Genomic DNA, 26409 nt, shown 5'->3' with positions numbered 1-26409 from the left:
TTCAGGAAATCAGCGGGTCACGCTATTGTGCGCCCGCCTCCCGTAAATCTCAACTTTCGCCGTTTTGCAGCTGGCAGTTGTGCAGCACGATGCTATCCTGGCGCCAGACTGTCGCGGTATCGCCCTTCGACCAGAAAACATAGATTCCGTCGCTGTAACGTGCGCCAGAGGCGGAAATGCCCTGCTTCAGGCGTAGCTCTTTATCGTTATAGAGGAAACTGACCTCATCGCGATTGCTGTTGTGGGTGACCGACAGCGGTTGCTCATCGCACTGGTACTCAAGGGTGTCCGTGTTCATCTTATCCATCACCGAGTTATAGACCGTATGGTAATAGCTACAGCCACCCAGCATGGCTGGCAGCAGAAGAATAAACAGTTTTTTCATTGGAGAATCCTTGAATGCTTTATTATGGCGCGGACAGCCCCCACACCTGGTTAATCAATAAGTCTAGAAGGTTCCGCTACGCTGTGATTTCGTCCCACTCCGAATCTGATGGTCATTCAGCGAATTTCGCACGCATTGCCTCGCGCTCACTTCTCGCTATCCGCCGGATAGATGGCCCCGAGCAGCGTAGGACGCGAAGCGCCGGTCACCGACGGCAGATTCCCCGGCAGGCCTGACATCGTACGGGCCGCCAGCCAGGCAAAAGCCAGCGCTTCCATATCATCGCCGCTAATGCCCGCCTCATCGGTGGTCGACACTTCAATTCCCGGTAACAGCCCCGCCAGCCGGTTCATCAGCAGCGGATTACGGCTGCCGCCGCCGCAGACCAGCAGACGTTCGCAGCCGCCGCCTGACAGAATCTGTTCGGAGATGGTCACCGCCGTGAGCTCCGCCAGCGTCGCCTGGACATCCTCCGGCGCCAGCCCGGGGAAAGCGGCAAGCTGACGTTCCAGCCAGCCGTAATTAAAGTATTCGCGGCCGGTGCTCTTCGGCGGCGTCTGCGCGAAGAAGGGATCGCTGAGCATTTGCTGAAGCAGGGGTAAAACAACCTGCCCCTGACTTGCCCATTGGGCATCGCAATCGTATGGCAAGCCACGGCGACGCCAAATCCAGGCATCCAGCAACATATTGCCGGGGCCGGTATCGAAGCCGCGTACCGGTCTGTCTGGAAACAGAAGAGACAGGTTGGCAATGCCTCCGATGTTCAACACCATCCGACGCTCCACGGGGTGCGCCAGCAGCGCCTGATGAAAGGCGGGCACCAACGGCGCGCCCTGACCGCCCAGCGCCATATCACGACGCCTGAAATCCCCAACGACGGTAACGCCAGTTGCGGCGACGATCAGGTTGTTATCGCCAATTTGCATGGTGTGCGGCGCATCGCCTTCAGGTTCGTGCCACACGGTCTGCCCGTGACAACCGATGGCCACCACCTCTGCAGGCCGCAGCCCTTCACGCTGCATCAGGGTCTGTACTGCCTCTGCGAACAGTAATCCCAGACGGTGATCCAGTCGCCCCAGGGTCGAAAGCGTCAGAGGCTGTCCCTGACATACCGCCAGGATCTCCTGCTTCAACGCCGTGGGAATGGGATGACAGTAGCTGGCCTGCTGGGCCACCATGTTTTTATCAATGACGGCCAGTACCACATCCACACCATCCAGACTGGTGCCGGACATAACGCCAATATAGCGACCCGATCTCATCAGTAATTCCTTGATGCCACTCTATGTTGTGCGAATTAGTCCATCATAAAGTAGAGGCTAATACCATGAATTATTAATATTTTTTAACAAAGGCGATGGTTAATTCATGATTAACGGACAAATCATCCATCGCCATGCTTTGTCGGTTCCGTTTACTCCCGGTTCAGGCGCCGTTTTTTACTATTTTTATCCGTGGGTATAAGAACCGTATGAAACAGAAAGCTCAGATGCCGTATAATTAAGGGATGATGGATGCCCATCAGAGCATTTTATTGTGAACAGGAGATTCATAAGATGATTTCACGTGTGCTGGTAGTTTCACTGGTTAGTTTGACGCTGGCGGGTTGTGCTAACACGAGTACCCTTTCTGGCGACGTCTATAGCGCGTCTGAAGCCAAGCAGGTACAGAATGTCACCTACGGCACCATCGTTAGTATGCGTCCGGTGCAAATTCAGGCGGGTAACGATTCTAATATTATCGGTACCATTGGCGGCGCCGTATTGGGGGGCTTCCTGGGTAACACCATCGGCGGCGGCACCGGTCGTTCTCTGGCAACGGCCGCAGGCGCGGTCGCTGGTGGCGTAGCGGGCGATCAGATTGAGAGCTCCGTTAACAAAACCCAGGGCGTGGAACTGGAAATCCGTAAGGACGACGGTAACACCATTATGGTGGTTCAGAAGCAGGGTAACACCCGCTTCTCTGCCGGTCAGCGCGTGGCGATTGCCAGCAACGGCCGTCAGGTTAACGTCTCCCCGCGGTAATGCTTCAGGCGGCGTCTGCGAAAGGCGCCGCTTTGATCTGTTGTTGCAGGAAATAGCGCTCCACATCCGTCGGAACGCCTGGATCGGCCCGGGTATTAGTCCCGAATCTGCAGCGCAATAATATTCTGCTCCAGCCGCGCAATCAGACTTATCAGCAGCGCCTCTTCCTCTGGGCTAATTCCCGCCAGAATCTCACGACGGGTTTTATCAATAACGCTTTCCATTTCACTAATCAACGGCTCGGCCTTTTCGGTCAGCTTAATGCGTTTGGCCCGGCGATCGTTAGCACAGGTATGACGCGAAATCAGCCCCTTCTCTTCCAACTGATCGAGCGTACGTACCAGCGACGGCTGCTCAATGCCTATCGCTTTCGCCAGCTGGATCTGCGACTGTTCCGGCGGCAACTGATGAATGTTATGTAGCGTGACCCAGTGGGTCTGCGTTAATTCCAGAGGTTTCAGGCGATGGTCAATCAGAGCACGCCAGATGCGCACCAGCCGTGCCAGATCGGATCCCAGTGGCGATTCCAATTTCATCTCCTTTTAATATAATTAGTTTGCTAAGTTATTATAGCCATATTAAACTCGCTGCATAGCGCTTTTTTACCCAGGTATTACCCACTTAGCGCCTGTGCAGCCATCTCACATTTTAGCTATTCTATGGTGATGAGACAGTAAAGACAGCCATTATGTTCATTCTAAAGGATTATCGGCCATGAACGCCCTGTTATCCCCCTCCGGTATGCCGCTGCAGGATCTGGTTTTTGGCGCTTCGGTCTACTTTCCTCCGCTGTTCCGGGCCGTGCTGGTAGGTTTCTTTATCTGGCTGGTGGCCCACCGGCTGCTGAGAGGATGGATCTATTCCGGAGAGGTCTGGCACCCAACGCTGATGGATCTCTCCCTGTTCGTTATTTCCGTCTGTTTGGGTATGATGCTGCTGGTCTCGATACGATGAATCTGAAAACATTAAAATACTTTTCCACCCTTTTGGTTGTGGCCGTCGCTCTGGTGGCTGGCTGGCTGCTGTGGAACTACTATATGCAGTCGCCCTGGACCCGGGACGGCAAAGTCAGGGCCGAACAGGTAGGGATTGCCCCTCAGGTTTCCGGCACCATTACCGAATTGCGGGTGAAGGATAACCAGTTTGTCCGTGCCGGCGATGTACTGTTCCGGATAGATGCGACCCCGTTTCACATCGATGTGCTGAACGCCGAAGCACAACTGGCGAAGGCGCAGTCCGATCTGGCAAAGGCCACCAATGAGGCGAATCGTCGCCATCATCTGCCGAAAAACTATATTTCCGCCGAGGATATGGATACCGCCGATATCAACGTGAAGGCGGCGAAAGCCTCGGTCGCCGTCGCCGAAGCGACCCTGAAACAGGCGCGCTGGCGGCTTTCCCAAACCACCGTTACCGCACCGGTAGACGGCTGGATTACCAATCTTTCCACCCGCCCGGGCAATTACGCTGCCAGCGGCTCACCGGTATTCGCACTGGTGGACAGCCACTCGTTTTACGTTGTGGGCTACTTCGAAGAGACCAAATTGCGCAATATCCGCCCCGGCGCCCGGGCTGATATCACCCTCTATAGCGGCCATCAGAAGCTGGAAGGCAAGGTCTCCAGCATCGGACGCGCCATTTACGATCAGAGCGTAGAAACCGACAGCCAACTGGTGGCGGATATAAAACCCAATGTGCCCTGGGTGCGTCTGGCCCAGCGGGTGCCAGTGCGCATTGCGCTCGCCAGCGTGCCGCAGAATATCACGCTGGTTTCCGGCACCACCTGTACCGTCTCTATTCAGCGCTGAAAATCATGAATCTGAGCTGGCTGGAGTGGCGCAATACGCCATGGGGCAAGGCGACGGCAGGCCAGTGGCGCTATGCGCTGCGTAACAGTATCGCCATGTGTCTGGCGCTGAGTATCGCTTATGGCCTCGATCTGGATCAGCCCTACTGGGCAATGACCTCCGCTGCGGTAGTGAGTTTCCCGACCGTGGGTGGCGTTATCAGTAAAAGCCTGGGGCGTATCGCTGGCAGTATTATTGGCGCCACCGCGTCGCTGATTATCGCCGGTCATACCCTGAACGATCCCTGGCTGTTCACCTTTGCCATGGCGACCTGGCTGGCTACCTGCACCTGGGTTTCCTGCCAGTACCAGAATAACGTCGCCTATGCCTTTGCGCTGGCGGGCTACACCGCGGCCATTATCGCCTTCCCGATGGTCAACACCCTGGAGACCACCGAACTGTGGGACATCGCCCAGGCCAGGGTATGCGAAGTGATCGTTGGGATTCTGTGCGGCGCCTTTATGATGATGGTGCTGCCAAGCACCTCAGATGGCGAAGCGCTGCTTAAGGCACTGAAGAACATGCATGACCGGCTGCTGGAGCACGCCAGCATGCTGTGGAAACCGGAAACCACCGACGCCATTCGCACCGCCCATGAAAGCATTATCGGTCAGATTCTGACCATGAATCTGCTGCGCATCCAGGCTTTCTGGAGCCACTATCGCTTTCGCCAACAGAACCAGTTGCTCAACTACCTGCTGCATCAGCAACTGCGGTTGACCAGCATTATTTCCAGCATACGGCGGATGCTGCTTAACTGGCCCGACGCGCCTGCGCACCTGTGGCCGCTACTGGAAACCCTGCTGCACGATCTGGCGCGCCCGGAGGTCAGCAAATACGAGATCGCCCGACTGCTGCGCCAGATGATGCCGGAGAGCCCCGACGACTACCGGCACCGGGCCTTCTGGCTAAGGCTCCGCTATTTCTGCTGGCTGTGGCTGGACGGGCGCCGCTGGCTGTGGCGGCTGGAAACGACCACCCCGGTGGAGTCGCTCAGTCCCCCAGGTGCTCCCTCCCTCGCCCGCCACACCGATAACGCCGAAAACAGCTGGAGCGCATTCCGTACCTTCTGCGTCATTACCCTGACCGGCGCATGGTGTATCGCCACTCAGTGGGAAGCCGGTAGCGCGGCCATGACCCTGGCGGCCATCTGCTGCGTGCTCTATTCTGCCTCGCCCTCGCCGACGGGCTCGGTCAGCATGCTGCTGCGTACGCTGGGGCTGCTGTCGCTGTTCAGCTTTATGGTTAAATTCGGTCTGATGATTCAGATTTCCGAACTGTGGCAGTTCCTGATCTTCCTGCTGCCGCTGCTGATCACCATGCAGTTCTTTAAACTACAGCACAAAAAATATGCTGGTTTATGGGGGCAGTTGATCGTCTTTATGGGCTCGTTTATCTCGGTGACCAATCCCCCCGAATATGACTTCGCCGACTTTCTGAATACCAATCTGGCCAAGGTGATCGGCGTGGCGCTGTGCTGGGTGGCTTTTTCCCTGCTGCGCCCCAGTTCCGATAAACGCAAAGGACGACGCCATATCCGCGCGCTGCGCCGCGGCTTTATCGATCAGCTTAGCCGTAAGCCGCAACATAATGAGGGCGCCTTTGAATCCCTGGTCTACCATCACGTCAGCCAGCTCAGTAACAGTAAAGACGCGCTATCACGCCGCTGGCTGCTGCGTTGGGGGGTCGTACTGCTGAACTGCTCCCACGTGGTGTGGCAGCTGCGCGCATGGGAAACTCGTTCCGATCCGCTATCGAGAGTGCGCGATATCTGCATCACCACGCTGCGCGATGTGATGAGTGAACGCGGGGTCAGGCAGCGACCGCTGGCCGGGGCGCTGGCGGAACTACAGAAGATGTGCGACACGCTGTCCCGGCATCATAATCCGGCGGCGCGGGATCTGGCTGGGATTATCTGGCGTCTGCACGGTTCGCTCCAGCAACTGGAGCAGGCAGTGCCTGCCGATGAGGCACCGCCACAGGCAAAATCTTAGCCGATTACCCCACAGGCAAAGCGGGCACCGCCGCCGCCCAGTGGCTTCGGCATATCAGACATATTGTCACCGCCCACGTGAATCATCAGCGCCTTGCCTTTGATTTCATCCAGCGACTTCAGGCGCGGCGCGGTCACCGGTGAGGTGGCGCTACCATCCTGACTCACCGTCAGCACCGGCAAATCGCCCAGATGCCCGTCGCCTTCCGGCCCCAGATGCTTACCGGTATTGTGAGGGTCAAAGTGACCACCAGCCGCACCGGCGGGCGTCAGCTTACCGTCCACGGTTTTGGGATCGCAGCTACCATTGGCATGAATATGGAAACCATGCTCACCGCCCGGCAGCCCTTTCAGATCCGGCGTGAAGGTGAGCCCATTGGCGCTTTCGCTGATGGTCACCGTACCGACAGCTTCACCCGCTCCCTGTTCGGTCGCCAGTTTCATCTCTACTTTCTCGCTTGCAGCCTGCGCTGCGCCACAGGCTACCAGCAGAGCCAGACCCAGAGTTAATCGCTTCATCGTTTTCTCTTCTCCTTAAGTTTTACAGAATGACTGGCTAAGCATAGCCAGCCTGGCCACAACATGCTGCCAGGCGAATCATCTTTTTCATCATTGGGAAATTAAAATAGCGTGGGCTGTTCAGGGGTATCCTGCTCCGGCCCTTTCGCGGCACGCAGCTTGCGCAACCAGCGCTGGTGACACAGGCGCAACACCTCGCGCTTTTGGGCATCGCTCATATTTTGCCAGTTAAAGCGCTCGTCGCGACTACGCATGCAGCCACGGCAGTAGCCGCGTTCGTCGGACTGACAAACGCCGCGACAGGGGCTCTGGACGGGGAAAAACTCAAGTTGCTCAGCCACGGCACGCCTCTTTAACGGAATTGCTACAATTGAAGCCTCTCAGGCGCCGCGATGCAAGCGCGGCGGCTCAAATTTTATCCATCGAGACATTAAGGTCTGATTAATCTTTTCTCAGCAAACTGTGCGCAGCAACCGTACAGGAAGAGATCCCGATGCTGCTGAAAAATAAGTTACAGTGTAATGACTCGCTGTTTAATTTGCTGTGCGCCACCCTCTTTACCCTGATTAATGCGTTGTTTATCCGTCGCAGCTGGCAGGCCATTGCCCCCCATTCATCGCGTGAGTTTTTATTCGCCGCTTCGGTACCGCTGGTGCTGTTTTGCGCCTGGCTGGCGATCTTCAGTCTGATAACCCTGCCGCTACTGCGTAAGCCTCTGCTGGCAGTGCTGATCGTCGGCTGTGCCGTCGCCAACTATTTTACGTACAGCTACGGCGCGGTCATTGATACCAATATGATGCGCAACGTTTTCGAAACCGATATTCAGGAATCGATGGCGCTGATTACGCCACAGTTACTTTTATGGCTGGCACTGGCGGGACTGCTTCCCGCGGCACTCATCTGCACCCTGCATGTGAGCCGCGCCGCACGCTGGTGGTATCCGCTGTGTACCCGACTGCTGACTGTGTTGCTCAGCCTGCTGGTGATTCTGCTGGTGGCGGCGCTGTTTTATAAAGACTATGCCTCGCTGTTTCGCAATACCAAAGGCATCGCCAAACTGGTCACTCCGCCGAATTACATCAGCGCCCTGACGAATTACGGTAAAGAGCGCTGGTTTAACGGCGATCGGCGTTTGATTCGTATCGGTGAAGATGCCGGACGCGGCGCAACGCTCGCCAAAGAACGGAAAAAGACGGTGCTGATTGTGGTACTCGGTGAGGCTTCCCGGGCGCAGAATTACTCGCTGGGCGGTTATCACCGTGAAACCAATCCGGAACTGAAAAAGCAGAATGTGATTTGGTTTGATAACGCGACGTCCTGTGGTACCGAAACGGCGGTATCAGTACCTTGTATGTTTTCGGGCATGACCCGGGCAGGCTACGACGCCAGTACCGCCCGCCACCGTGAAGGACTGATGGACGTTCTGGCTCACGCCGGCATCAACGTGCTGTGGCGCGATAACGACGGCGGCTGCAAAGGTGCCTGCGACAGGATCCCCCAAACCAATATGACGCTCTGGAACCTGCCGGAATGGTGCAGTAAGGGAAGTTGCCTGGACGATGCTCTGCTTTACCGCCTGGATAACATACTCGACGGCGTGCAAAGAGATACCACCATCGTCCTGCACCTGATGGGTAGCCATGGCCCTGCCTGGTACCGCCGCTATCCATCGCGGTTCCGGCGCTTTACGCCGACCTGTGACAGTAACCAGATTCAGGAATGCAGTCGCCAGTCGCTGATTAACACCTACGACAACACCATTCTGTACACCGACGATGTGGTCAGCCGCGTCATCGACACGTTAAAGGCCCGTCAGAGTCAACTCAACGGGGCGATGATCTATCTGTCCGACCATGGCGAATCGCTGGGCGAAGAGGGGCTGTATCTGCACGGCACCCCGCGTATGCTGGCGCCGGATGAACAGGTCAGGATTCCCTTTCTGTTCTGGCTGTCGGAGGATTACGCCCGCCAGACCGGTACCGATACCCGCTGCCTACGCCAGAGCGCGCGCAGTACGGCCATCTCACAGGATAATCTGTTCGATACCGTACTGGGCATGATGGATGTCCGTACCCGGATTTACCGCCCCGGACTGGACCTGTTGAACGGTTGCCGCAGCGTGCCCGAGCGCCTTGCGCGGGGGTAAAGAGCCTGGTAAAGTGAAAGCTATGAGCAAACATCCTGAACATGATACCCGCGAACACCTGCTCGCCACCGGCGAGCAGCTCTGCCTGCGCCTGGGCTTCACCGGCATGGGGCTGAGTGAACTGTTGCGTACCGCAGGCGTGCCGCGCGGGTCGTTTTACCACTATTTCCGCTCGAAAGAGGCCTTTGGCGTTGAAATGCTGAAACGCTATTACACCGCCGCCAATCAGCGGATGCGTGATGCGTTCGCCCGGGGCGAGACCCCCGCCAGCACGCTGCTGCTGGACTGGTATCGCCAGGCGCTGGAGCACTTCTGCCACAGTGGCATGATCGGTAACTGCCTGACGGTAAAGCTTTCCGCCGAGGTGTGCGATCTGTCGGAAGAGATGCGCGAAGCGCTGGAACAGGGTTCGTCGCAGGTGATTGCCATGCTGGCCCGGCTGATTACCCGGGCGCAGCAGGAAGAGGGATTAATGAAAGAGGACGACCCGCTCAGTCTGGCTAATGCCCTTTATGCCCTGTGGCTGGGCGCCAGCCTGCAGGCCAAAATTTCACGCAGCGCCATGCCGCTGGAAAGCGCGCAGGCTCAGGTCAGCCGACTGTTGCGCGGCTAAAAATTCAAGCGACGGTGTACAAGCCGGCGCTTTTTCTTTACCCTGCAACTAGACGACCGGTCTACTCAAATCAGGAGTTAGCATGTCAAATCAACACCAGAAACTGTTTAGTCCCCTACAGATGGGGGCGATTGAGATCCCTAATCGGGTGATTATGGCTCCCCTTACCCGCCTGCGCAGCATTGAGCCGGGGGATATCCCTACGCCGCTGATGGGCGAATATTATCGCCAGCGCGCCAGTGCGGGACTTATCATCAGCGAGGCGACCCAGATTTCCGCCCAGGCGAAAGGCTATGCCGGCGCTCCCGGTCTGCACAGTCAGCCGCAGATTGATGCCTGGCGTCGCATCACCGATGGCGTTCATGCCGAAGGTGGTCATATCGCCGTTCAACTGTGGCATACCGGCCGTATCTCCCATAACAGCGTACAGCCGGAAGGCAAAGCGCCGGTCGCTCCTTCCGCTATCCGCGCCGAAGGTCGTACCAGCCTGCGCGATGAAAATGGCAAAACCATTCGCGTGGATACCTCCACCCCGCGTGCCCTTGAGCGGGGCGAAATCCCCGGCATTGTCGCCGACTTCCGTAAGGCGGTGGAAAACGCCCGGGAAGCCGGTTTCGATATGGTGGAACTGCACGGCGCGCACGGTTATCTGATTCACCAGTTCCTCTCCCCGGCCTCCAACCTGCGTGAAGACGAGTACGGCGGGAGCATTGAAAACCGCACCCGCTTTGCGCTGGAGGTGGTGGACGCCGCCATTGCGGGCTGGAGCGCCGATCGTATCGGGATCCGTATCTCGCCCCTGGGGCCGTTCAACGGGCTGGATAATGGACCCGACCAGGAAGAGGCCGCGCTGTATCTGATAGACGAGCTGAATAAACGCAAGCTGGCTTATCTGCACGTTTCCGAACCGGACTGGGCCGGTGGTCAGCCTTACAGCGACGCGTTCCGTCGCCAGGTACGCCAGCGCTTTAACGGCGTGATTATCGGCGCCGGAGCCTACACCCGTGAAAAAGCGGAACAGATGATTGAAGCAGGTTATATCGATGCTGCCGCCTTCGGACGCGACTGGATAGCCAACCCGGATCTGGTGGCGCGTCTGCATAACAATGCCCCTCTTAACTCTCAACGTACCGAAAGTTTCTACGGCGGCGGTGCTGAAGGTTACACCGATTACCCCACCCTCTGACCCTCTATCATTGATAGCGGCGCCCGTTCGCCGCTATACTCCTTAGTACGTTCTATTTTATCGACGGATAATAAAAAACCGTTAAATTACGAGGACTTTATGCGCTTACTCCATACCATGCTGCGCGTTGGCGACCTGCAACGCTCCATCGATTTTTACACCAATGTGCTGGGCATGAAACTGCTGCGTACCAGTGAAAACCCGGAATACAAATACTCCCTGGCCTTCGTAGGCTACGGCCCGGAAAGCGAAGAAGCGGTCATTGAGCTGACTTATAACTGGGGCGTGGAAAGCTACGATCTGGGCAACGCCTGGGGCCATATTGCCCTGAGCGTGGATAACGCCGCTGAAGCCTGTGACCGTATCCGCAGCAATGGCGGTAACGTCACCCGTGAAGCAGGCCCGGTTAAGGGCGGCACCACCGTGATCGCCTTCGTGGAAGATCCTGATGGCTATAAAATTGAGCTGATCGAAGCTAAAGACGCCGGAAAAGGTCTGGGCGACTAATCTCCACGGGGCGCCACGGCGCCCCGCTTACTGCATTAAGCCCCAAAATTTGCCATAATACCCGCTGCTCGTTTTCCCCGTAACAAGAGACTCCGGATGTCCGACAACGCTCAACTGAACGGTCTGTGCGACCGCTTCCGCGGCTTTTATCCCGTTGTAATCGACGTGGAAACTGCCGGTTTTAACGCAAAGACCAACGCCCTGCTGGAGATAGCCGCCATCACGCTAAAAATGGACGAAGATGGCTGGCTGACAACCGACGAGACCCTGCACTTTCACGTTGAGCCCTTTGAAGGTTCGATTCTGGAGCCGGAAGCCCTGGCCTTTACCGGTATCGATCCCCATAACCCGCTACGCGGCGCGGTCAGCGAATACGATGCTCTGCATGCCATCTTCAAAATGGTGCGCAAAGGGATTAAGGCAAGCCACTGTAACCGGGCAATTATGGTGGCGCATAATGCCACCTTCGATCACGGATTTATGATGGCGGCCGCAGAACGCGCCGGCCTGAAACGCAACCCGTTTCATCCGTTCGTCACCTTCGATACCGCGGCCATGAGCGGCCTGGCGCTGGGCCAGACCGTACTGGCAAAGGCCTGCATCGCCGCCGGGATCGCCTTCGATGCCGAACAGGCGCACTCCGCGCTCTACGACACCGAACAGACCGCTCAACTGTTTTGTGAAATTGTTAACCGCTGGAAGCGACTGGGCGGCTGGCCGTTACCTCAGGTCGAAAGCAACGAGGCCTGATCCCTGGACGTAAAAAAGGCGGTTCATCATGAACCGCCTTTTTGATCGACAACAGAATCAATTATTCCGCGTCTGACTCTTCCGGTTTGTGCTTTGCCGCAGCCTCTTTGATCAGCGTCTGCAGTTCGCCAGCCTGATACATCTGAATGATGATATCGCAACCGCCAACCAGTTCACCTTCCACCCACAGTTGCGGGAACGTCGGCCAGTTAGCATATTTCGGCAGCTCGGCGCGAATCTCCGGATTCTGCAAAATATCCACGTAGGCAAAACGCTCGCCGCAGGCGGCCAGCGCCTGTACAGCCTGAGCGGAGAACCCACAGCTGGGTAATTTCGGTGACCCCTTCATGTACAGCAGGATGGGATTCTCGTTAATCTGACGCTCAATTTTTTCGATAGTGGTGCTCATTGTCATGCTTCCTCAAGCTTTTTACGGCGTTAGCCTTACATTGTAGCCACTCACGGGCAACGGTAAAATACCCACTTTCACAGGGTTATCCCCATCGGGCCACGCGGGGGGTAAAGCTGCATGCAGAATAACACTTTAGCCGGGTCGTCGTGAACCGCCTCAGAGCTGCGTCCAGCCTGTTTTGGCGTAAAAACGTTCGCTTTGCTTCCATCGTCACGTCTGGAAACAAAAAAGCGGCTTCCCGCATGAGGTTTCTGTGGATTAGAATCCTCTGACTCCCGAAGCCGACGCCGCCCGGCGCCGCACTAACCATCGTTCAGGAAGTTAACGAGTGGCCCGAAACAGAAAATTTGCGCTTACCGTTTGCGCGCTGTTCCTGAGCAGCGCCCTGGTGCCCCATGCCCTGGCGGCAGGACACAGCCACCAGACGACCGAGCACAAGGCCCGCGCCCATAAATCCGGCGCCAGCCATAAAACGGTACTGCGCACCAGCAAACGCCACACCGGCGCCCGCAGCAAAAAACGCCCGACGCAGCGTAAAACCCGGCCCCATCATACCGGCACTACCTCAATTGCCAGCGCCCATAAGGACAGAATCGAAAAAGCCCGCAAAGTGGCGATGAATAAATTAATGAATCAGCTCGGTAAACCCTATCACTGGGGTGGAAGCTCACCGCGTACCGGCTTCGACTGTAGCGGTCTGATCTGGTATGCCTACAAAGATTTAGTCAATATTCGTATCCCCCGTACCGCCAACGGCATGTACCATCTGCGCGATGCAGCACCAGTGAACCGCAGCGAGCTACAGCGCGGCGACCTGGTCTTCTTCCGTATTCGCGGTCGCGGCACCGCCGATCACGTCGGGGTCTATGTGGGCAACGGTAAGTTTATCCAGTCCCCGCGTACCGGGCGCGACATCCAGATAACCTCTCTGAGTGATAACTACTGGCAGCGCCACTACGTTGGCGCCCGTCGGGTGATGACGCCAGACACTCTGCGCTAACGCCCCCCACTGACAAGGGGGCGTCGCTGTGGTTATTCGGCATCCGCCGCCAGCGTCTGCTGCGGCGATTTGCGCGATGAGAACAGCACCAGCAGCAGCCCCAGCGCGGCGATAATGCCCCCCATGACCGGCACAAAGCTATATCCCAGGCCACCGGAGATCACCGCCCCGCCCGCCGCAGCCCCCAGCGCATTACCAAGGTTAAAGGCGCCGATATTGACCGACGACGAGAGTCCCGGCGCCTCATGGGCCACTCGCATCACCCGCATCTGCAGTGGCGGAACCACGGCGAAGGTCGCGGCCCCCCAGACCACCATGGCGATGGCGGCACCGACTTCACTACGCGCCAGCCAGGGGATCGTGACCATAATCACGGTCAGCAGCAGTAAAAACCCTTTCAGGGTGCCGTTGACCGAGCGATCGGCAAAACGGCCGCCAAGATAGTTGCCCAGTGAAAAACCCAGCCCAACCAGCACCAGCATACCGGTAATAAAATCCGGCGAAGCATGAGTCACCCGCTGCAACACTGGCGAAATATAGGTATAAAGCGTAAACATCGCCCCCGCCCCCAGAACCGTGGTCAGCAACGCCATCAGTACCTGAGGGCGCATCAGTACCCCCAGCTCGCGCTTCACGTCCGGACGATCGCCCGCGCCGCCCGCAGGCAGCGACAGCCACAGACTTAACATCGCCACCACGCCAAGACCGGCGGTGGCCAGGAAGGACATACGCCAGCCAATGGCGCTACCCAGCCAGGTTGCCGCTGGCACGCCGCCGATATTGGCGATGGTCAGCCCCATAAACATGGTGGCGACCGCGCTGGCCTGCTTCTCTTTGGGGACCAGACTCGCCGCCACCACCGAACCCAGCCCGAAGAAGGCACCATGGTTAAGGCTGGTGATAATCCGGGAGGCCAGAAGCCAGCCATAGCTGGGCGCCAGCGCCGACAGCACATTACCGACAATAAAGATTCCCATCAGAAACAGCAGCGCACTGCGTCTGGCACGATGTGACAGCAGCAGCGTCATCAACGGCGCTCCCACCATAACGCCAATCGCATAAGCGCTGATCAGCATACCGGCCACGGGGATGGAGACGCCCACCCCATCGGCGATAACAGGCAGCAGCCCCATGGGCGAAAATTCTGTTGTTCCTATACCAAATGCCCCAATGGCCAGCGCCAGTAAGGGGAAATTAAATTTCATTGTTATTTCTCCGGTAAATTCGGGAGACAGCTTCCACCAGGGCGGAACTCACTGCTGCCGGAAATCGTCAGGCGGAGAATAATGACAGTCTGCGGAGGAAAGTTAAAGACGTGTTAAAAGCAAAAGGCTGTTGCGCAAATAGCAATAATAGAAAGGCCCGGATACGCAACGACGCGCATCCGGGTCGGGGATTAATGCAGTACGGCAGTCAGTGCGCCGCACACAATCACGCCGAGCGCGATAATAGTGGTGACCAGCGAGTATTTCAGTTCGGTACTCATGATTTTCTCCTGTGCTTTTTTCCATATTAGCGTAATGACTGATTCATTTTCCCACAAACGCCCCTGAAAATCCTGTATCAAGTGGCCCTGAATGCAGATTTCCTCTTCCACTTTTAGCAAAGATAGGACAAAATCCCCGGCTAACGTGTTTTTACGCCGTCCGGTAATGCCCTCCTCCCGTCCAGTGTCGCTTCCCCGACATACCTGCAACCTGAAAAGTTGCGCCCCGGGATAAGTCCAGGCAAACGATTAACCGGCCGGTATTCAAGGAGACCAGGAAATGGCCGGGAGTGACGACTGATGGCAACAATCAAAGATGTGGCAAAGCGGGCAAACGTCTCCACCACTACGGTGTCGCATGTTATCAATAAAACCCGCTTTGTCGCGGAAGAGACCCGTAATGCGGTATGGGCCGCCATCAAAGAGCTGCACTACTCGCCCAGCGCCGTAGCCCGCAGCCTGAAAGTGAATCACACTAAAACCATCGGGCTGCTGGCCACCAGCAGTGAGGCCCCCTACTTTGCGGAAATTATCGAAGCCATAGAGAAAAGCTGCTTTGATAAGGGCTATACCCTGGTGCTGGGCAACGCCTGGAACAATCAGGAGAAACAGCGCGCCTACCTGTCGATGATGGCTCAGAAACGCGTCGACGGCCTGCTGGTAATGTGCTCGGAATATCCGGAACCGCTGCTGGCGATGCTCGAAGAGTACCGCCATATCCCGATGGTGGTCATGGACTGGGGCGAAGCGAAAGCTGATTTCACCGACTCGGTCATCGATAACGCCTTCGAAGGCGGCTATATGGCGGGACGCTACCTGATTGAACGCGGCCATCGTGATATCGGCGCGATTCCCGGCTCTCCGCACCGCAATACCGGCGCAGGCCGCCTGGCAGGCTTTAAGAAGGCGCTGGAAGAAGCGCGCATCAAACTGAATGAAAAGTGGGTGGTGCAGGGCGACTTCGAGCCGGAATCCGGCTACCGCGCCATGCAGCAGATTCTGTCTGTCCCCCAGCGCCCCACGGCAGTATTCTGCGGCGGCGATGTGATGGCGATGGGCGCCCTGTGTGCCGCCGACGAAATGGGGCTGCGGGTGCCCCAGGATATTTCGATTATCGGCTACGATAACGTGCGCAACTCCCGCTACTTTACCCCGGCGCTGACCACCATCCACCAGCCCAAGGACTCACTGGGGGAGACCGCCTTTAATATGCTGATTGACCGTATCGTCAATAAGCGCGAACAGTCCCGCACCCTGGAGGTTCACCCGCGCCTGATTGAGCGCCGCTCGGTGGCCGATGGCCCGTTCCGCGACTATCGCCGCTAAGTACCACTATCGCCGCCAGGCACAGGGGAGCCCGCTCAACCGGGCTCCTTCAGCCACTCCGCATTCAGCGTTTCGCTATCCCCCAGATAATCCAGCAGCCAGCCCAGCACCGGTGAGTCTTCGTTCTGGCGCCAGCTCAGACAGCAGGCGGCATCCGGAAAGCGATTCTCCAGAGCCAGCGCTACCCACTGACCGCTTTTTATCCGCGGTTGCGCAACGTGGGCTGGTACCATGCCGACACAGAGCCCGGCATCCAGGCACTCTCTTGCCGTCTCCCAGTCCGGCACCACCATGCGCCGCTGGTTATCCAGCAGCCAGGTCGTACGCTTGGGTAGTGAGCGCGAGGTATCTTCCAGGACCAGCGACGGCCAGCGTCGCAGTCGTTCATCATCCAGCGCCCCCTCCGCTACCGCCAGCGGATGACCGGACGCCACCACGCAATGCCAGCGCAGCATCCCCATATCCCGAAAGGCGTAACGGCCACCAACCGGTACTGCCCGGGTGGCGCCGATCGCCAGCTCTACGCGCCCGTCCTCCAGCGCGTCCCATACGCCGTTAAACACTTCACGAGAAACCCGCAGCTCCACATCGGGGAAATGGCGGTAGAAATCCAGCACCAGTTGGCGGGTACGCGCCGGTTTAACGATGTTATCCACGGCGATGGAGAGCTGCCCGCGCCAGCCGTTGGCAATCTGCTGGCAGCGCTGACGGGTGGAGAGCATTTTTTTGATAACCTCCCGTCCTTCGCGCAGAAAAAAGGCCCCGGCCTCCGTCAGTTCGACATCTCGATGGCGGCGCACGAACAGCGGAACCGCCAGCCACGCCTCTAACTGACGTACCGTATAACTGACCGCCGAAGGCACCCGGTGCAGCTCCTGGGCTGCCGAACTAAAGCTGCCGTTGCGGGCAACAGCATCCACCACTTCCAGTGAGTATTCCGACCACATATCTGCCTGCAAAAAATTTGAATGCAACAGGCAAATATTAGCGTTTCACAAGCGATGATGCACTCCTTACACTGCGCCCATTCCCTGCATCACCCAAAAAAGATCTTAGAGAGAAATCATGCAACCTGGAAAAGGATTTATGGTCTGGCTAGCCGGTCTGAGCGTTATCGGCTTTCTGGCCACCGATATGTATTTGCCGGCGTTTTCCGCCATGCAGCAGAGTCTGAACACCAGCCCCGGCGCTATTAGCGCCAGTCTGAGCCTGTTTCTGGCCGGTTTCGCGCTGGCGCAGCTGATCTGGGGACCGCTGTCGGACCGTTTTGGCCGCCGTCCGATACTACTGGCGGGGCTGGCGCTGTTCGCCCTCGGCTGTCTGGGAATGATGTGGGTCAAGAGCGCGACCATGATGTTGGCACTGCGCTTTATTCAGGCGGTTGGGGTCTGTGCCGCCACCGTAAGCTGGCAGGCGCTGGTCGCCGATCGCTATCCCGGCCCGCAGGCAAAACGGGTTTTCGCCACTATTATGCCACTGGTCGCGCTTTCGCCAGCGCTGGCGCCTCTGCTGGGTAGCTGGCTGCTGGTGCATTTCGAATGGCAGGCCATCTTCCTCGCACTGTTTATCATTACCCTACTACTGATGGTTCCCGCATTGCGTATGGCGCCGCAGCGTCCCAAACCGCACAGCGAGGTGGCGAAAACCGGGTTCCTGATGCTGCTGCGCAGCCGCAGCTATCGCGGCAACGTCATGATCTATGCCGCCTGCTCCGCCAGCTTCTTTGCCTGGCTGACCGGCTCGCCGTTCCTGCTACGCGAGCTGGGCTACGGGCCAGGCGCCACCGGCCTGAGCTACGTCCCTCAAACCATCGCCTTTCTGATTGGTGGTTACGGCTGTCGCAGCGCCCTGTCGCGCTGGGGTGGCGAACTGCTGCTGCCCTGGCTACTGGGCCTCTATGCCCTGAGCGTACTGGCAACCTGGGGCGTGGCGCTTTCCGGCCACGCAACCCTGACCCTGTTGCTGATCCCCTTCTGCCTGATGGCGCTCGTGAACGGTGCTATCTATCCCATCGTCGTTTCGGCGGCCCTGCTGCCTTTTCCGGGAGATGCCGGTCGCGCCGCCGCGCTGCAAAATACCCTGCAGCTCGGTCTGTGCTTTCTGGCCAGTCTGCTGGTCTCCTGGGGCGTTGAACAACCGCTGCTCACCACCACCGGAGTGATGATGGGAACCGTGGTGCTGGCGCTGGCAGGTTACCTGATGCAGCGCGTTTCGCATCAGCAATGGCACCCCTCACGCCAGGTAAAATAACGGGCTGGATAATGAGAATCGCCTCTAATTAGGGCGCTAACAATTTTTTATTGAATCACTTTTATCAGAGGCATATACTGAAAAACAGCTCTGGATAAATACCATAAATATTATGTATTAACGGGAGCACCCTGCCCCCGTTTTCTCTTGTTTGAGGGTCTTACAAGGAAGACTTCTCCTTTCTTTATTCACGTCGGTTATCAGACGCTCGGATTTTCCGTGAGAATTCTCACAAGGCCAAAATAGCGACTACGCTTTTTCTGATAGCGTGAGTGCTGTAATGGACCCGATCGCACATAGGTGATGGAGAAGGCTATGAGTTCATCGTGTATAGAAGAAACCAGCGTCACTGACAGCGAGTGGTATCGCATCGCCAGTGAAATGCTCGGACGGGCCGGTATCAACATAAATGGCGCCACTCCGGGCGATATTCAGGTTAAGAATCCCGACTTCTTCAAGCGTGTATTACAGGAAGGCTCGCTGGGTCTGGGCGAAAGTTACATGGACGGCTGGTGGGAATGCGACAGACTCGATGTCTTTTTTACCAAAGTTCTGCGCGCTGGCCTGGAAAATCAGCTGCCGCACCACCTTAAGGATACGTTGCGCATCGCCGCCGCCCGCCTGATCAACCTGCAAAGCAAGAAACGGGCGTGGATCGTCGGCAAAGAGCATTACGATCTCGGCAACGATCTGTTTAGCCGGATGCTGGATCCCTGGATGCAATACTCCTGCGGTTACTGGAAAGAGGCCGACAACCTGGTGGACGCTCAACAGGCCAAGCTGAAGATGATCTGCGAAAAGTTACAGCTCGCCCCCGGTATGAAAGTGCTGGATATCGGCTGCGGCTGGGGTGGCCTGTCTGAATTCACCGCGCGTCATTACGGCGTCTCCATGACCGGGGTAACAATCTCCGCCGAACAGCAGAAGATGGCTCAGGCCCGCTGCGAGGGGCTGGATGTCACCATCCTGCTCCAGGATTACCGCGATCTCGACCAGCGCTTCGACCGCATTGTCTCGGTGGGGATGTTCGAACACGTTGGTCCGAAGAACTACGATACCTACTTTTCTGTGGTCGACCGCAACCTGAAGCCGGACGGGCTGTTCCTGCTACATACCATCGGCTCCAACAGAACCGACCACAACGTCGATCCCTGGATCAACAAGTACATCTTTCCCAATGGCTGCCTGCCGTCGGTGCGTCACATCGCCGAAGCGAGCGAAGGTCGACTGGTGATGGAAGACTGGCATAACTTCGGCGCCGACTACGATAAGACGCTGATGGCCTGGTTCGAGCGCTTCCAGGCCGCCTGGCCGGAGATCGCCAGCAATTACAGCGAACGCTTTAAGCGGATGTTCACCTATTACCTGAACGCCTGCGCCGGCGCCTTCCGCGCCCGCGACATTCAGCTGTGGCAGGTAATGTTCAGCCGCGGCATCGAAAACGGCCTGCGGGTTGCCCGCTAAAAAAGCCCCCGGCACAAACGCCGGGGGCTTTTTTATCTACAGGCGCATCAGGCCTGCTGCGCCTGCTCTGATGCCGCTTCAATCGCCGTTTCCCGGCTGGCCATCACCCGTTCGACGGTATCAACAATGGCCTGGGTTTGCGGATCGATCTCAATATTAATGCTGTCGCCCAGCTTTTTCGCCCCCAGGGTCGTACGTTGCAGCGTTTCCGGAATCAGATGCACGCAAAAGCGGCTGCTGGTCACTTCCCCCACCGTCAGGCTAATACCATCAATACCGATGAAACCTTTGTGCAGAATATATTTCATCAGAGTACGGTCCTGAGGTTTAAACCACACCTGGCGGTTATTTTCCGAGGTCAGCACTTTAACGATTTCAGCCGTGGTAATAATATGGCCGGACATCAGATGGCCGCCTATTTCATCGCCGAATTTCGCAGCCCGCTCCAGATTAACCTTATCCCCTACCTGCAGCTGGCCCAGATTGGTCAAACGCAACGTCTCTTTCATCAGATCGAAACTGATCTGCGCGCCGTTAATCGCAGTAACGGTCAGACAGCAGCCGTTATTCGCCACCGATGCGCCAGTCTCAAGCCCCGGTAGTAACGCTTCCGGCAGTTCGACGACGTGGGTGCGGAAGTTGTCTTTATCTTCGATGGACACCACCCGACCGGTGCCCTGCACAATACCAGTAAACATATTTCACTCCAGATACGCCGTGCGGCAAACGCAGGCCGTGTCCCGCAATTATACATGAGCAGGCAGGCCGCTATAGCACAGAAGGCCATCACCATAGCAGCTGGCAATAAAGGTTGCCAGATATCCACAATAACCCGGTACTATTTCGCTGACTTAATGGCCAACAGCAGCTACAATATCCGGCTAAATTCCCACTTTTTTTCTGGCTGCCTTTCACAGGCGGCCTTTTTGTCTCTCTATACAACAATAATACAGGTGTTTCCGTGCAGAAGTACTTAAACGAAGCGCGTCAGTTATTGGCTCTGGCTATCCCCGTGATCTTTGCCCAGGTCGCTCAGACCGCCATGGGCTTTGTCGATACCGTGATGGCTGGCGGCTACAGCGCTACCGATATGGCGGCAGTGGCTATCGGTACCTCTATCTGGCTGCCGGCAATCCTCTTTGGGCACGGCCTGCTACTGGCGTTAACGCCAGTGGTGGCGCAGCTTAACGGTTCCGGCCGTCGCGATCGCGTAGCGTCCCAGGTTCGCCAGGGGTTCTGGCTGGCAGGCGTGGTTTCAGTGCTGGTGATGGTGGTGCTGTGGAACGCAGGCTATATCATTCACGCCATGCACAACATCGACCCTCTGATGGCCGATAAAGCCGTCAGCTACCTGCGCGCCTTGCTGTGCGGCGCCCCCGGCTATCTGTTTTTCCAGGTCGCCCGTAACCAGTGCGAAGGACTGGCAAAGACCAAACCTGGGATGGTAATGGGCTTTATCGGCCTGCTGGTCAATATTCCGGTTAACTACATCTTTATTTACGGTCACTTTGGTATGCCGGAACTGGGCGGTGTCGGCTGCGGCGTGGCCACCGCGGCGGTCTATTGGGTGATGTTCCTGTGTATGCTGGGCTGGGTGAAGCGCGCCCGTTCGATGCGCGATATTCGCAATACCGAACGCTTTGGCGCGCCGGACTGGCAAATTCTGAAGCGCCTGGTGCAGTTGGGGCTGCCCATTGCGCTGGCGCTGTTTTTTGAAGTCACGCTGTTCGCCGTGGTGGCGCTGCTGGTCTCGCCATTAGGCATTATCGATGTGGCCGGGCACCAGATTGCCCTTAACTTCAGCTCGCTGATGTTCGTCCTGCCGATGTCGCTATCGGCGGCAGTGACGATTCGCGTTGGTTACCGACTGGGTCAGGGGTCGACGCTGGATGCCCGCACCTCAGCCTGGACCGGAATAGCCGTCGGCATCATCATGGCCTGCATGACCGCGCTGTTTACCATACTGCTACGCGAGCCCATCGCCCTGCTGTATAACGATAACCCGGCAGTGGTGGCATTAGCCTCCCACCTGATGTTACTGGCGGCGGTCTACCAGATCTCCGACTCTATCCAGGTGATCGGTAGCGGCGTGCTGCGTGGCTATAAAGATACCCGCTCCATTTTCTTTATTACGCTGACCGCTTACTGGATTCTGGGACTGCCCAGCGGCTATCTGCTGGCCCTGACGGATCTCGTGGTTCCGGCCATGGGGCCGGCCGGTTTCTGGATTGGCTTTATTATTGGCCTGACCGCCGCCGCCATTATGATGGTCCTGCGCATCCGCTGGCTTCAGCGTCAGCCTTCCCTGCTAATTTTGCAGCGCGCCGCACGCTAAACGATCAATGGCCGCCTGCGGGCGGCTGTTTTTTCAACGCATTGCGCAGTTGGTCAGCAATCGCGTGAATTTCCCGGGAAATTTATCATTTTCCCCTTGCCAGGCACCATCGCTGTCGTTAATATTCGTCCCCGCTGTCACCTACAGCATTGCGTTCATAGCTCAGTTGGTTAGAGCACCACCTTGACATGGTGGGGGTCGTTGGTTCGAGTCCAATTGAACGCACCATTCGCGTCCGTAGCTCAGTTGGTTAGAGCACCACCTTGACATGGTGGGGGTCGGTGGTTCGAGTCCACTCGGACGCACCATTTCAGGTGCATCCTCGCGTTTTACTCCTTAGTTTTCCGTTCGTTTTCCCCGCGATTGAATCGGCATCCGCTGGCGTAACGGCCGTTTTCCCCTATAATCGACCCGAAGTGAAACTGAACTGACTACAGGTGATTTATGGAAATCGATCTCGACAATCTGGTCATTAGCGGACTGGAAGAAGCAGAAGAGCGTAATGCTGAACGTCTGGAAGAGGCGGACAAAAAAGCGCAGGCTATCGTTGCCGATGACGACTGTGGTGACGCCTGTAAGATCTGATACGAAAATCGCCTGGCGTGGCCTCTGCCACACCAGGCATTTCCCGTTATTTTTCCCGGAAAGCCTCCTGTACCCGCAGTAAGGGTCGTAGCATATAGCTCAGCAGACTTTTTTCTCCGGTACGGATATCCACGGTGGCGGTCATTCCAGGTATCACGTGTAGTTTACGGCTTCCCGCCTTGGTTAAAGTGTTGCTTTCAGTTCGGACCATAACGCGATAATAGGTATCATCGGCACCTGAGCCACCTTTCTTCTGTACCCGACTCTCTTCATCTTTCAATGCACCCGGACTGATATTCTCAACCCGCCCTTTCAGCCCACCATATATGGAATAGTCATAGGCCGAAATTTTCACTACCGCTTCCTGGCCCGGAGCCAGAAACGCCACGTCCTGAGGCCTGATTTTGGTCTCCACTAATAGCTTGTCGTTCAGCGGCGTTACTTCCATAATTTCCGCTCCCGGCTGAATGACGCCACCGATAGTGTTGATCCGAATATTATTCACCACGCCGCGCACCGAAGAGCGCAACTCGGTACGCTCCAGGGTATCCTGGCGTCCCAGAGCCGTCTCCTCAAGGCTACTTAGTTCGACGTTCACTTTCGACAACTCATCATTTGCTTCGCTGCGGTAGCGATTTTTACGTTCGGTGATTTGTAGTTCAGCATCATTCGCCTGGCGTTCGAGTTTTAACACCTCGGTATTGGACAGCAGCGATTTCGCCGCCAACTGGCGGGCCATCTTCAGCTCTTTTTCAATCAGCGATTCGCTTTTCACGTAACCGGCAATGGATTCATCCAGCGCCTGTTTACGCAAATTCCAGGCGTCGGTTTCCCGCTGTACCAGCTCCGGAACGGCCTTAACATTATCCGGAAAAACAAGCGCAGTACCGGATGATTCGGCCAGCAGACGAGCGGCCTGGGCTTCCAGAGCCAGCATACGGTTAGCACTTTCCCGAAATGACGCTTCGGCACGGGTCGGATCGATCCGGGCAACGATTTGTCCCTTCTCAACCGTATCCCCTTCCCGGACCAGCATCTCTTGCAGGATTCCGCCTTCAAGACTTTGCAACACCTGTTCCCGGGAACTGGGTACAATCTGGGCCGAGCCGGTGGTAACCTCTTCAATATGACAAAAGGCGGACCAGGTAATAACGGCCGCAATCAACGCCACCGCCCCCCAGGTAATAAATAACCACCCTTCCCAGCGATCGTTTCCGGCCGCCCTGACAAGCTCGCTGGCGGTAATATGGTCAAAATCGTACTTCGCATCGGTACGGGCGATCTCCGTGGTTGGCGTGCGGCGCTTTTTATTAAACATCCTGTCGCTCCTCTTCCATCTGTATCACTGACTGCGGTTTTGCCGCCGCACGCACCACGGAGGCCGCAGGTATCTGGCCCGTGTTCAGTAAGCGTATAATTTCATCTTTCGGGCCGTCGGCCACTTTCAATCCGTCATCCATCACCACGATACGATCGACATAATGGAGAATAGCCGGACGGTGCGTGACGATAACAACGGTGCGCCCTTCCATCACCGGTTTCAGTGCCTGGAGCACCGTACGTTCGGATCCCATATCCATTCCGGAGGTCGGTTCATCCAGCAGCAGCACATCCGGCTGCGCCAACAGGGCTCGCGCCAGAGCTATAGCCTGCTTCTGTCCGCCGGACAGGGTCTCCCCTTTTTCACCTATCGGCATGCCGTACCCCATGGGATGACGAGCGACGATATCGCTGACGCCGGTCAGCGACGCAACGCGCATCATTTCGGCGTCACTGGCATGAGGCGCCCCCATCAGCAGGTTATCACGCAGGGTGCCAAACATCAGGCGCGGCTCCTGGTTCACAAGAGCGATACGCGAACGTAGCTCCGCAGGCGCTATCTGCCGGATATCCACACCGCTGACGCAAATTTCACCCTGCTCCGGCTGATATAGCCCCACCAACAGACGCAGCAGCGACGATTTCCCGCTTCCCATTTTCCCCAGAATCGCCACCCGCTCCCCGTGCCGCAAGCGTAGATCGAGATGTTCGATAACGGCGGGCAGTCCCGGCTGGTAGTTAAAGCTCAGATTACGGCATTCGATTTCGCTCTGACTGCCCTGAGGCAGTTGGACGTAAACCTTATCATCTTCCCGTTCGGTCGGCGTCTGCATCAGTTTATTCAGGATAGTCAGCGAGGTACGGGCCTGCTGAATACGTAACCCCAACGCAGCCAGGGTGGCGATGGGTGTAACGGCGCGCCCCATCAGGGTCATTGTCGCAATAATACCGCCCATCGAAATCGTGCCGTCTCCGACCAGATAAACGCCCCATAGCAGCAGTATCACCGTGCCGAACTGCTGAGTGGTCTGGATGGCGCCGGCTCCCATACTGGACAGAAAGCGCGATTTCATCGCCACGCCGGAAAGCTTAACGCTGGCAATATCATGCTTGGCGGAAACCAGGTTTTCAGCCCGTAATGCCTTAATCGTTTCCAGATTATCCAGCGTTTCAATGACCAGACCGTAGCGGTTGCTGCCGATTTTCATCGACTCTTCTGCATGGCGTTTAAGCGGGATCTGCATCAATAGCACCATGGCAACAATGACCAGTAAAATCATCAGCACGCACCAGACCAAAGGCCCGGCCACCAGGTGAATCACCACCAGAAATAACAACACAAAGGGCAGATCGGCCACGGTAGTGAGCGCCGCGGAAGTCGAAAGATCGCGCACCGTTTCAAAGCTCTGCATCACATTGCCAAAAGCACCGTTCGACTGCGCCCGGTTTGCCATTTTGCCTTCCAGTACATGGCGGAAAATTCTGGCGCCGAGCAACAGATCGATCTTTTTACCGGCGCGATCGGTGATCCAGGAGCGAGCCAGACGCGCGCCAAATTCGAATAACAGCGCAATGGCAACGCCAATAGCCATGGTCCAGAGCGTGACGTAAGTCTGATTAGGCAGTACCCGGTTATAAACGGTCATCGTAAAGATCGACATGGCCAGCACCAGAATATTGATCACCACCGACAGTGCAGCCGCCTCGACGATATAGCGCTTGAATCCCCACAGCGTGTGCCAGAACCAGTGCCTACCGCTAACTTTAACCAGATCGTCGGCACGGTGATCCATATGTGACTGGGGGCGAATCAGTAATAGTTCACCGCCATATTCCTGTACCAGCTTGTCGGTTTCAATTTCAACCGGTCGATCGCTGACTTCCGGGATAATCACGCTACACTTGCTGGCATCATAGTGTGTTAATACCGCATAGCCACTTTCCAGGCGGATCACGGCGGGCAGCAGAAAAGATCGGATATCAGCCAGAGACATTTTTTGCCATACGGCAACCATGCCGCGGCGCTGTACGGCCAGGATCGCCCACTGTCTTTGCTCCTCAAAGGATTCAGGACAACGGGACATGCCCGATACCAGTTCGGTTAAAGTCAGGCGTACGTCGAACAAACGTAACGCACTCTGAATAGCCTGAGCCGGACCTCCCCCTCGGGAGGCCTTTACGCCAGGGATTTCGTCATTGGCTGCTGGCACAATATTGCTATCCGTCACTTCTGCCTGAGTTTCTAAAATTGTCATTACATT

27 protein-coding genes and 2 tRNA genes are annotated in these 26409 nt (G+C 56.8%); 17 read left to right on the top strand and 12 right to left on the bottom strand.

The annotated features are described in order from the left end of the window. Window positions 1-49: 49 nt before the first annotated feature. The gene (locus FEM41_RS16520; protein ID WP_138097292.1) at window positions 50-385 is read right to left on the bottom strand and encodes an MliC family protein; all 336 of its coding nucleotides are present in this window, start codon (window positions 383-385) and stop codon (window positions 50-52) included. Window positions 386-531: 146 nt separating this feature from the next. Next, window positions 532-1647 (bottom strand): anhydro-N-acetylmuramic acid kinase, encoded by a 1116-nt coding sequence (gene anmK, locus FEM41_RS16515; RefSeq protein WP_138097291.1) that lies wholly within the window; start codon window positions 1645-1647, stop codon window positions 532-534. Window positions 1648-1941: 294 nt separating this feature from the next. Between anmK and slyB the strand changes: the two genes are divergently transcribed. Beyond that, window positions 1942-2409, top strand: a complete 468-nt coding sequence (slyB, locus tag FEM41_RS16510) for an outer membrane lipoprotein SlyB (protein ID WP_138097290.1) — start codon at window positions 1942-1944, stop codon at window positions 2407-2409. A 95-nt stretch (window positions 2410-2504) separates the two neighbouring features. Here the strand turns inward: slyB and slyA are convergent, their stop codons facing one another. Beyond that, complete coding sequence (gene slyA / locus FEM41_RS16505; protein WP_138097289.1) at window positions 2505-2945, bottom strand: transcriptional regulator SlyA; 441 nt, start codon at window positions 2943-2945, stop codon at window positions 2505-2507. Between the two features lie 178 nt (window positions 2946-3123). On the opposite strand from slyA, the gene FEM41_RS16500 reads away from it, so the two are divergent. Genes FEM41_RS16500 through FEM41_RS16490 form a run of 3 tightly spaced genes read left to right on the top strand, consistent with a single transcriptional unit; the run spans window position 3124 to window position 6250 of the window. After that, a complete protein-coding gene (locus FEM41_RS16500; protein ID WP_138097288.1) occupies window positions 3124-3363 on the top strand; it encodes a DUF1656 domain-containing protein in 240 nt (79 codons plus the stop codon). Further along, window positions 3360-4217 carry an efflux RND transporter periplasmic adaptor subunit gene (locus tag FEM41_RS16495; RefSeq protein WP_138097287.1) on the top strand — a complete coding sequence of 286 codons (858 nt, stop codon included), beginning with the start codon at window positions 3360-3362 and terminating at the stop codon, window positions 4215-4217. The genes FEM41_RS16500 and FEM41_RS16495 overlap by 4 nt, the downstream gene beginning before the upstream one ends. A 5-nt stretch (window positions 4218-4222) precedes the next feature. Continuing rightward, window positions 4223-6250 (top strand): FUSC family protein, encoded by a 2028-nt coding sequence (locus FEM41_RS16490; protein WP_138097286.1) that lies wholly within the window; start codon window positions 4223-4225, stop codon window positions 6248-6250. On the opposite strand, the gene sodC is transcribed toward FEM41_RS16490, so the two are convergent. After that, complete coding sequence (gene sodC, locus FEM41_RS16485; protein WP_138097285.1) at window positions 6247-6768, bottom strand: superoxide dismutase [Cu-Zn] SodC; 522 nt, start codon at window positions 6766-6768, stop codon at window positions 6247-6249. The two genes, FEM41_RS16490 and sodC, sit on opposite strands and share 4 nt — an antisense overlap. A 101-nt stretch (window positions 6769-6869) precedes the next feature. Further along, window positions 6870-7109 (bottom strand): DUF1289 domain-containing protein, encoded by a 240-nt coding sequence (locus FEM41_RS16480; protein WP_138097284.1) that lies wholly within the window; start codon window positions 7107-7109, stop codon window positions 6870-6872. A 152-nt stretch (window positions 7110-7261) separates the two neighbouring features. On the opposite strand from FEM41_RS16480, the gene eptA reads away from it, so the two are divergent. From eptA to rnt, 5 genes are all read left to right on the top strand, one after another. Then, a complete protein-coding gene (gene eptA / locus FEM41_RS16475) occupies window positions 7262-8914 on the top strand; it encodes a phosphoethanolamine transferase EptA (RefSeq protein ID WP_138097283.1) in 1653 nt (550 codons plus the stop codon). Window positions 8915-8936: 22 nt separating this feature from the next. Further along, a complete protein-coding gene (locus FEM41_RS16470) occupies window positions 8937-9527 on the top strand; it encodes a TetR/AcrR family transcriptional regulator (RefSeq protein WP_138097282.1) in 591 nt (196 codons plus the stop codon). Between the two features lie 82 nt (window positions 9528-9609). Then, entirely contained in the window at window positions 9610-10713 is a 1104-nt protein-coding gene (gene nemA / locus FEM41_RS16465; RefSeq protein WP_138097281.1) for an alkene reductase, read from the top strand. A 99-nt stretch (window positions 10714-10812) separates the two neighbouring features. Then, complete coding sequence (gloA, locus tag FEM41_RS16460) at window positions 10813-11220, top strand: lactoylglutathione lyase (protein ID WP_138097280.1); 408 nt, start codon at window positions 10813-10815, stop codon at window positions 11218-11220. Between the two features lie 96 nt (window positions 11221-11316). Further along, complete coding sequence (gene rnt, locus FEM41_RS16455; RefSeq protein WP_138097279.1) at window positions 11317-11970, top strand: ribonuclease T; 654 nt, start codon at window positions 11317-11319, stop codon at window positions 11968-11970. A 61-nt stretch (window positions 11971-12031) separates the two neighbouring features. On the opposite strand, the gene FEM41_RS16450 is transcribed toward rnt, so the two are convergent. After that, on the bottom strand, window positions 12032-12379 hold the full coding sequence (locus FEM41_RS16450) for a Grx4 family monothiol glutaredoxin (RefSeq protein ID WP_138097278.1): 348 nt from the start codon (window positions 12377-12379) through the stop codon (window positions 12032-12034). Between the two features lie 331 nt (window positions 12380-12710). Here FEM41_RS16450 and FEM41_RS16445 point away from each other — a divergent pair, with 331 nt between their 5' ends. After that, complete coding sequence (locus FEM41_RS16445; RefSeq protein ID WP_138097277.1) at window positions 12711-13382, top strand: C40 family peptidase; 672 nt, start codon at window positions 12711-12713, stop codon at window positions 13380-13382. A 32-nt stretch (window positions 13383-13414) separates the two neighbouring features. On the opposite strand, the gene FEM41_RS16440 is transcribed toward FEM41_RS16445, so the two are convergent. Continuing rightward, window positions 13415-14587, bottom strand: a complete 1173-nt coding sequence (locus tag FEM41_RS16440; protein ID WP_138097276.1) for an MFS transporter — start codon at window positions 14585-14587, stop codon at window positions 13415-13417. Between the two features lie 191 nt (window positions 14588-14778). Next, window positions 14779-14868 (bottom strand): cytochrome bd-I oxidase subunit CydH, encoded by a 90-nt coding sequence (cydH, locus tag FEM41_RS16435; RefSeq protein WP_138097275.1) that lies wholly within the window; start codon window positions 14866-14868, stop codon window positions 14779-14781. Window positions 14869-15168: 300 nt separating this feature from the next. On the opposite strand from cydH, the gene purR reads away from it, so the two are divergent. Then, entirely contained in the window at window positions 15169-16194 is a 1026-nt protein-coding gene (gene purR, locus FEM41_RS16430) for an HTH-type transcriptional repressor PurR (protein ID WP_138097274.1), read from the top strand. A gap of 35 nt (window positions 16195-16229) precedes the next feature. Here the strand turns inward: purR and punR are convergent, their stop codons facing one another. Then, entirely contained in the window at window positions 16230-17141 is a 912-nt protein-coding gene (gene punR / locus FEM41_RS16425; protein WP_138097273.1) for a DNA-binding transcriptional activator PunR, read from the bottom strand. 118 nt (window positions 17142-17259) lie between these two features. On the opposite strand from punR, the gene punC reads away from it, so the two are divergent. Both punC and cfa read left to right on the top strand, forming a co-directional pair. Beyond that, on the top strand, window positions 17260-18444 hold the full coding sequence (gene punC, locus FEM41_RS16420) for a purine nucleoside transporter PunC (RefSeq protein WP_138097272.1): 1185 nt from the start codon (window positions 17260-17262) through the stop codon (window positions 18442-18444). 315 nt (window positions 18445-18759) lie between these two features. Beyond that, window positions 18760-19908: a cyclopropane fatty acyl phospholipid synthase gene (gene cfa / locus FEM41_RS16415; RefSeq protein ID WP_138097271.1), complete on the top strand. Its 1149-nt coding sequence runs from the start codon at window positions 18760-18762 to the stop codon at window positions 19906-19908. Between the two features lie 47 nt (window positions 19909-19955). Here the strand turns inward: cfa and FEM41_RS16410 are convergent, their stop codons facing one another. Beyond that, on the bottom strand, window positions 19956-20606 hold the full coding sequence (locus FEM41_RS16410; protein ID WP_138097270.1) for a riboflavin synthase subunit alpha: 651 nt from the start codon (window positions 20604-20606) through the stop codon (window positions 19956-19958). 263 nt (window positions 20607-20869) lie between these two features. Between FEM41_RS16410 and mdtK the strand changes: the two genes are divergently transcribed. The 4 genes from mdtK to FEM41_RS16390 all read left to right on the top strand — a co-directional run bounded on the left by mdtK (window position 20870) and on the right by FEM41_RS16390 (window position 22828). After that, a complete protein-coding gene (gene mdtK / locus FEM41_RS16405) occupies window positions 20870-22243 on the top strand; it encodes an MdtK family multidrug efflux MATE transporter (protein ID WP_138097269.1) in 1374 nt (457 codons plus the stop codon). Window positions 22244-22394: 151 nt separating this feature from the next. Beyond that, window positions 22395-22471 (top strand) — tRNA-Val (locus FEM41_RS16400). 3 nt (window positions 22472-22474) lie between these two features. Continuing rightward, a tRNA-Val gene (locus FEM41_RS16395) sits at window positions 22475-22551 on the top strand. A 136-nt stretch (window positions 22552-22687) separates the two neighbouring features. Further along, entirely contained in the window at window positions 22688-22828 is a 141-nt protein-coding gene (locus FEM41_RS16390) for a hypothetical protein (RefSeq protein ID WP_138097268.1), read from the top strand. Between the two features lie 46 nt (window positions 22829-22874). Here FEM41_RS16390 and FEM41_RS16385 read toward each other — a convergent pair whose 3' ends face one another. Then, window positions 22875-24146, bottom strand: coding sequence for an HlyD family type I secretion periplasmic adaptor subunit (locus FEM41_RS16385; protein ID WP_138097267.1), 1272 nt, complete (start codon window positions 24144-24146; stop codon window positions 22875-22877). Continuing rightward, window positions 24139-26403: a type I secretion system permease/ATPase gene (locus FEM41_RS16380; protein WP_138097266.1), complete on the bottom strand. Its 2265-nt coding sequence runs from the start codon at window positions 26401-26403 to the stop codon at window positions 24139-24141. Before FEM41_RS16380 ends, FEM41_RS16385 begins: the two co-directional genes overlap by 8 nt. Window positions 26404-26409 lie beyond the last annotated feature (6 nt).

The sequence above is a fragment of the Jejubacter calystegiae genome (assembly GCF_005671395.1).
GTDB classification, from domain to species: domain Bacteria; phylum Pseudomonadota; class Gammaproteobacteria; order Enterobacterales; family Enterobacteriaceae; genus Jejubacter; species Jejubacter calystegiae.
Note: the sequence above shows the minus strand (reverse complement) of the source record. Positions and strands in the feature narration are given on the sequence as shown.

Coding starts and splice junctions, on each gene's coding strand:
- FEM41_RS16520 (WP_138097292.1), bottom strand. CDS start 385: ATGAAAAAACTGTTTATTCTTCTGCTGCCAGCCATGCTGGGTGGCTGT.
- anmK (WP_138097291.1), bottom strand. CDS start 1,647: ATGAGATCGGGTCGCTATATTGGCGTTATGTCCGGCACCAGTCTGGAT.
- slyB (WP_138097290.1), top strand. CDS start 1,942: ATGATTTCACGTGTGCTGGTAGTTTCACTGGTTAGTTTGACGCTGGCG.
- slyA (WP_138097289.1), bottom strand. CDS start 2,945: ATGAAATTGGAATCGCCACTGGGATCCGATCTGGCACGGCTGGTGCGC.
- FEM41_RS16500 (WP_138097288.1), top strand. CDS start 3,124: ATGAACGCCCTGTTATCCCCCTCCGGTATGCCGCTGCAGGATCTGGTT.
- FEM41_RS16495 (WP_138097287.1), top strand. CDS start 3,360: ATGAATCTGAAAACATTAAAATACTTTTCCACCCTTTTGGTTGTGGCC.
- FEM41_RS16490 (WP_138097286.1), top strand. CDS start 4,223: ATGAATCTGAGCTGGCTGGAGTGGCGCAATACGCCATGGGGCAAGGCG.
- sodC (WP_138097285.1), bottom strand. CDS start 6,768: ATGAAGCGATTAACTCTGGGTCTGGCTCTGCTGGTAGCCTGTGGCGCA.
- eptA (WP_138097283.1), top strand. CDS start 7,262: ATGCTGCTGAAAAATAAGTTACAGTGTAATGACTCGCTGTTTAATTTG.
- FEM41_RS16470 (WP_138097282.1), top strand. CDS start 8,937: ATGAGCAAACATCCTGAACATGATACCCGCGAACACCTGCTCGCCACC.
- nemA (WP_138097281.1), top strand. CDS start 9,610: ATGTCAAATCAACACCAGAAACTGTTTAGTCCCCTACAGATGGGGGCG.
- gloA (WP_138097280.1), top strand. CDS start 10,813: ATGCGCTTACTCCATACCATGCTGCGCGTTGGCGACCTGCAACGCTCC.
- rnt (WP_138097279.1), top strand. CDS start 11,317: ATGTCCGACAACGCTCAACTGAACGGTCTGTGCGACCGCTTCCGCGGC.
- FEM41_RS16450 (WP_138097278.1), bottom strand. CDS start 12,379: ATGAGCACCACTATCGAAAAAATTGAGCGTCAGATTAACGAGAATCCC.
- FEM41_RS16440 (WP_138097276.1), bottom strand. CDS start 14,587: ATGAAATTTAATTTCCCCTTACTGGCGCTGGCCATTGGGGCATTTGGT.
- cydH (WP_138097275.1), bottom strand. CDS start 14,868: ATGAGTACCGAACTGAAATACTCGCTGGTCACCACTATTATCGCGCTC.
- purR (WP_138097274.1), top strand. CDS start 15,169: ATGGCAACAATCAAAGATGTGGCAAAGCGGGCAAACGTCTCCACCACT.
- punR (WP_138097273.1), bottom strand. CDS start 17,141: ATGTGGTCGGAATACTCACTGGAAGTGGTGGATGCTGTTGCCCGCAAC.
- punC (WP_138097272.1), top strand. CDS start 17,260: ATGCAACCTGGAAAAGGATTTATGGTCTGGCTAGCCGGTCTGAGCGTT.
- cfa (WP_138097271.1), top strand. CDS start 18,760: ATGAGTTCATCGTGTATAGAAGAAACCAGCGTCACTGACAGCGAGTGG.
- FEM41_RS16410 (WP_138097270.1), bottom strand. CDS start 20,606: ATGTTTACTGGTATTGTGCAGGGCACCGGTCGGGTGGTGTCCATCGAA.
- FEM41_RS16390 (WP_138097268.1), top strand. CDS start 22,688: ATGGAAATCGATCTCGACAATCTGGTCATTAGCGGACTGGAAGAAGCA.
- FEM41_RS16385 (WP_138097267.1), bottom strand. CDS start 24,146: ATGTTTAATAAAAAGCGCCGCACGCCAACCACGGAGATCGCCCGTACC.
- FEM41_RS16380 (WP_138097266.1), bottom strand. CDS start 26,403: ATGACAATTTTAGAAACTCAGGCAGAAGTGACGGATAGCAATATTGTG.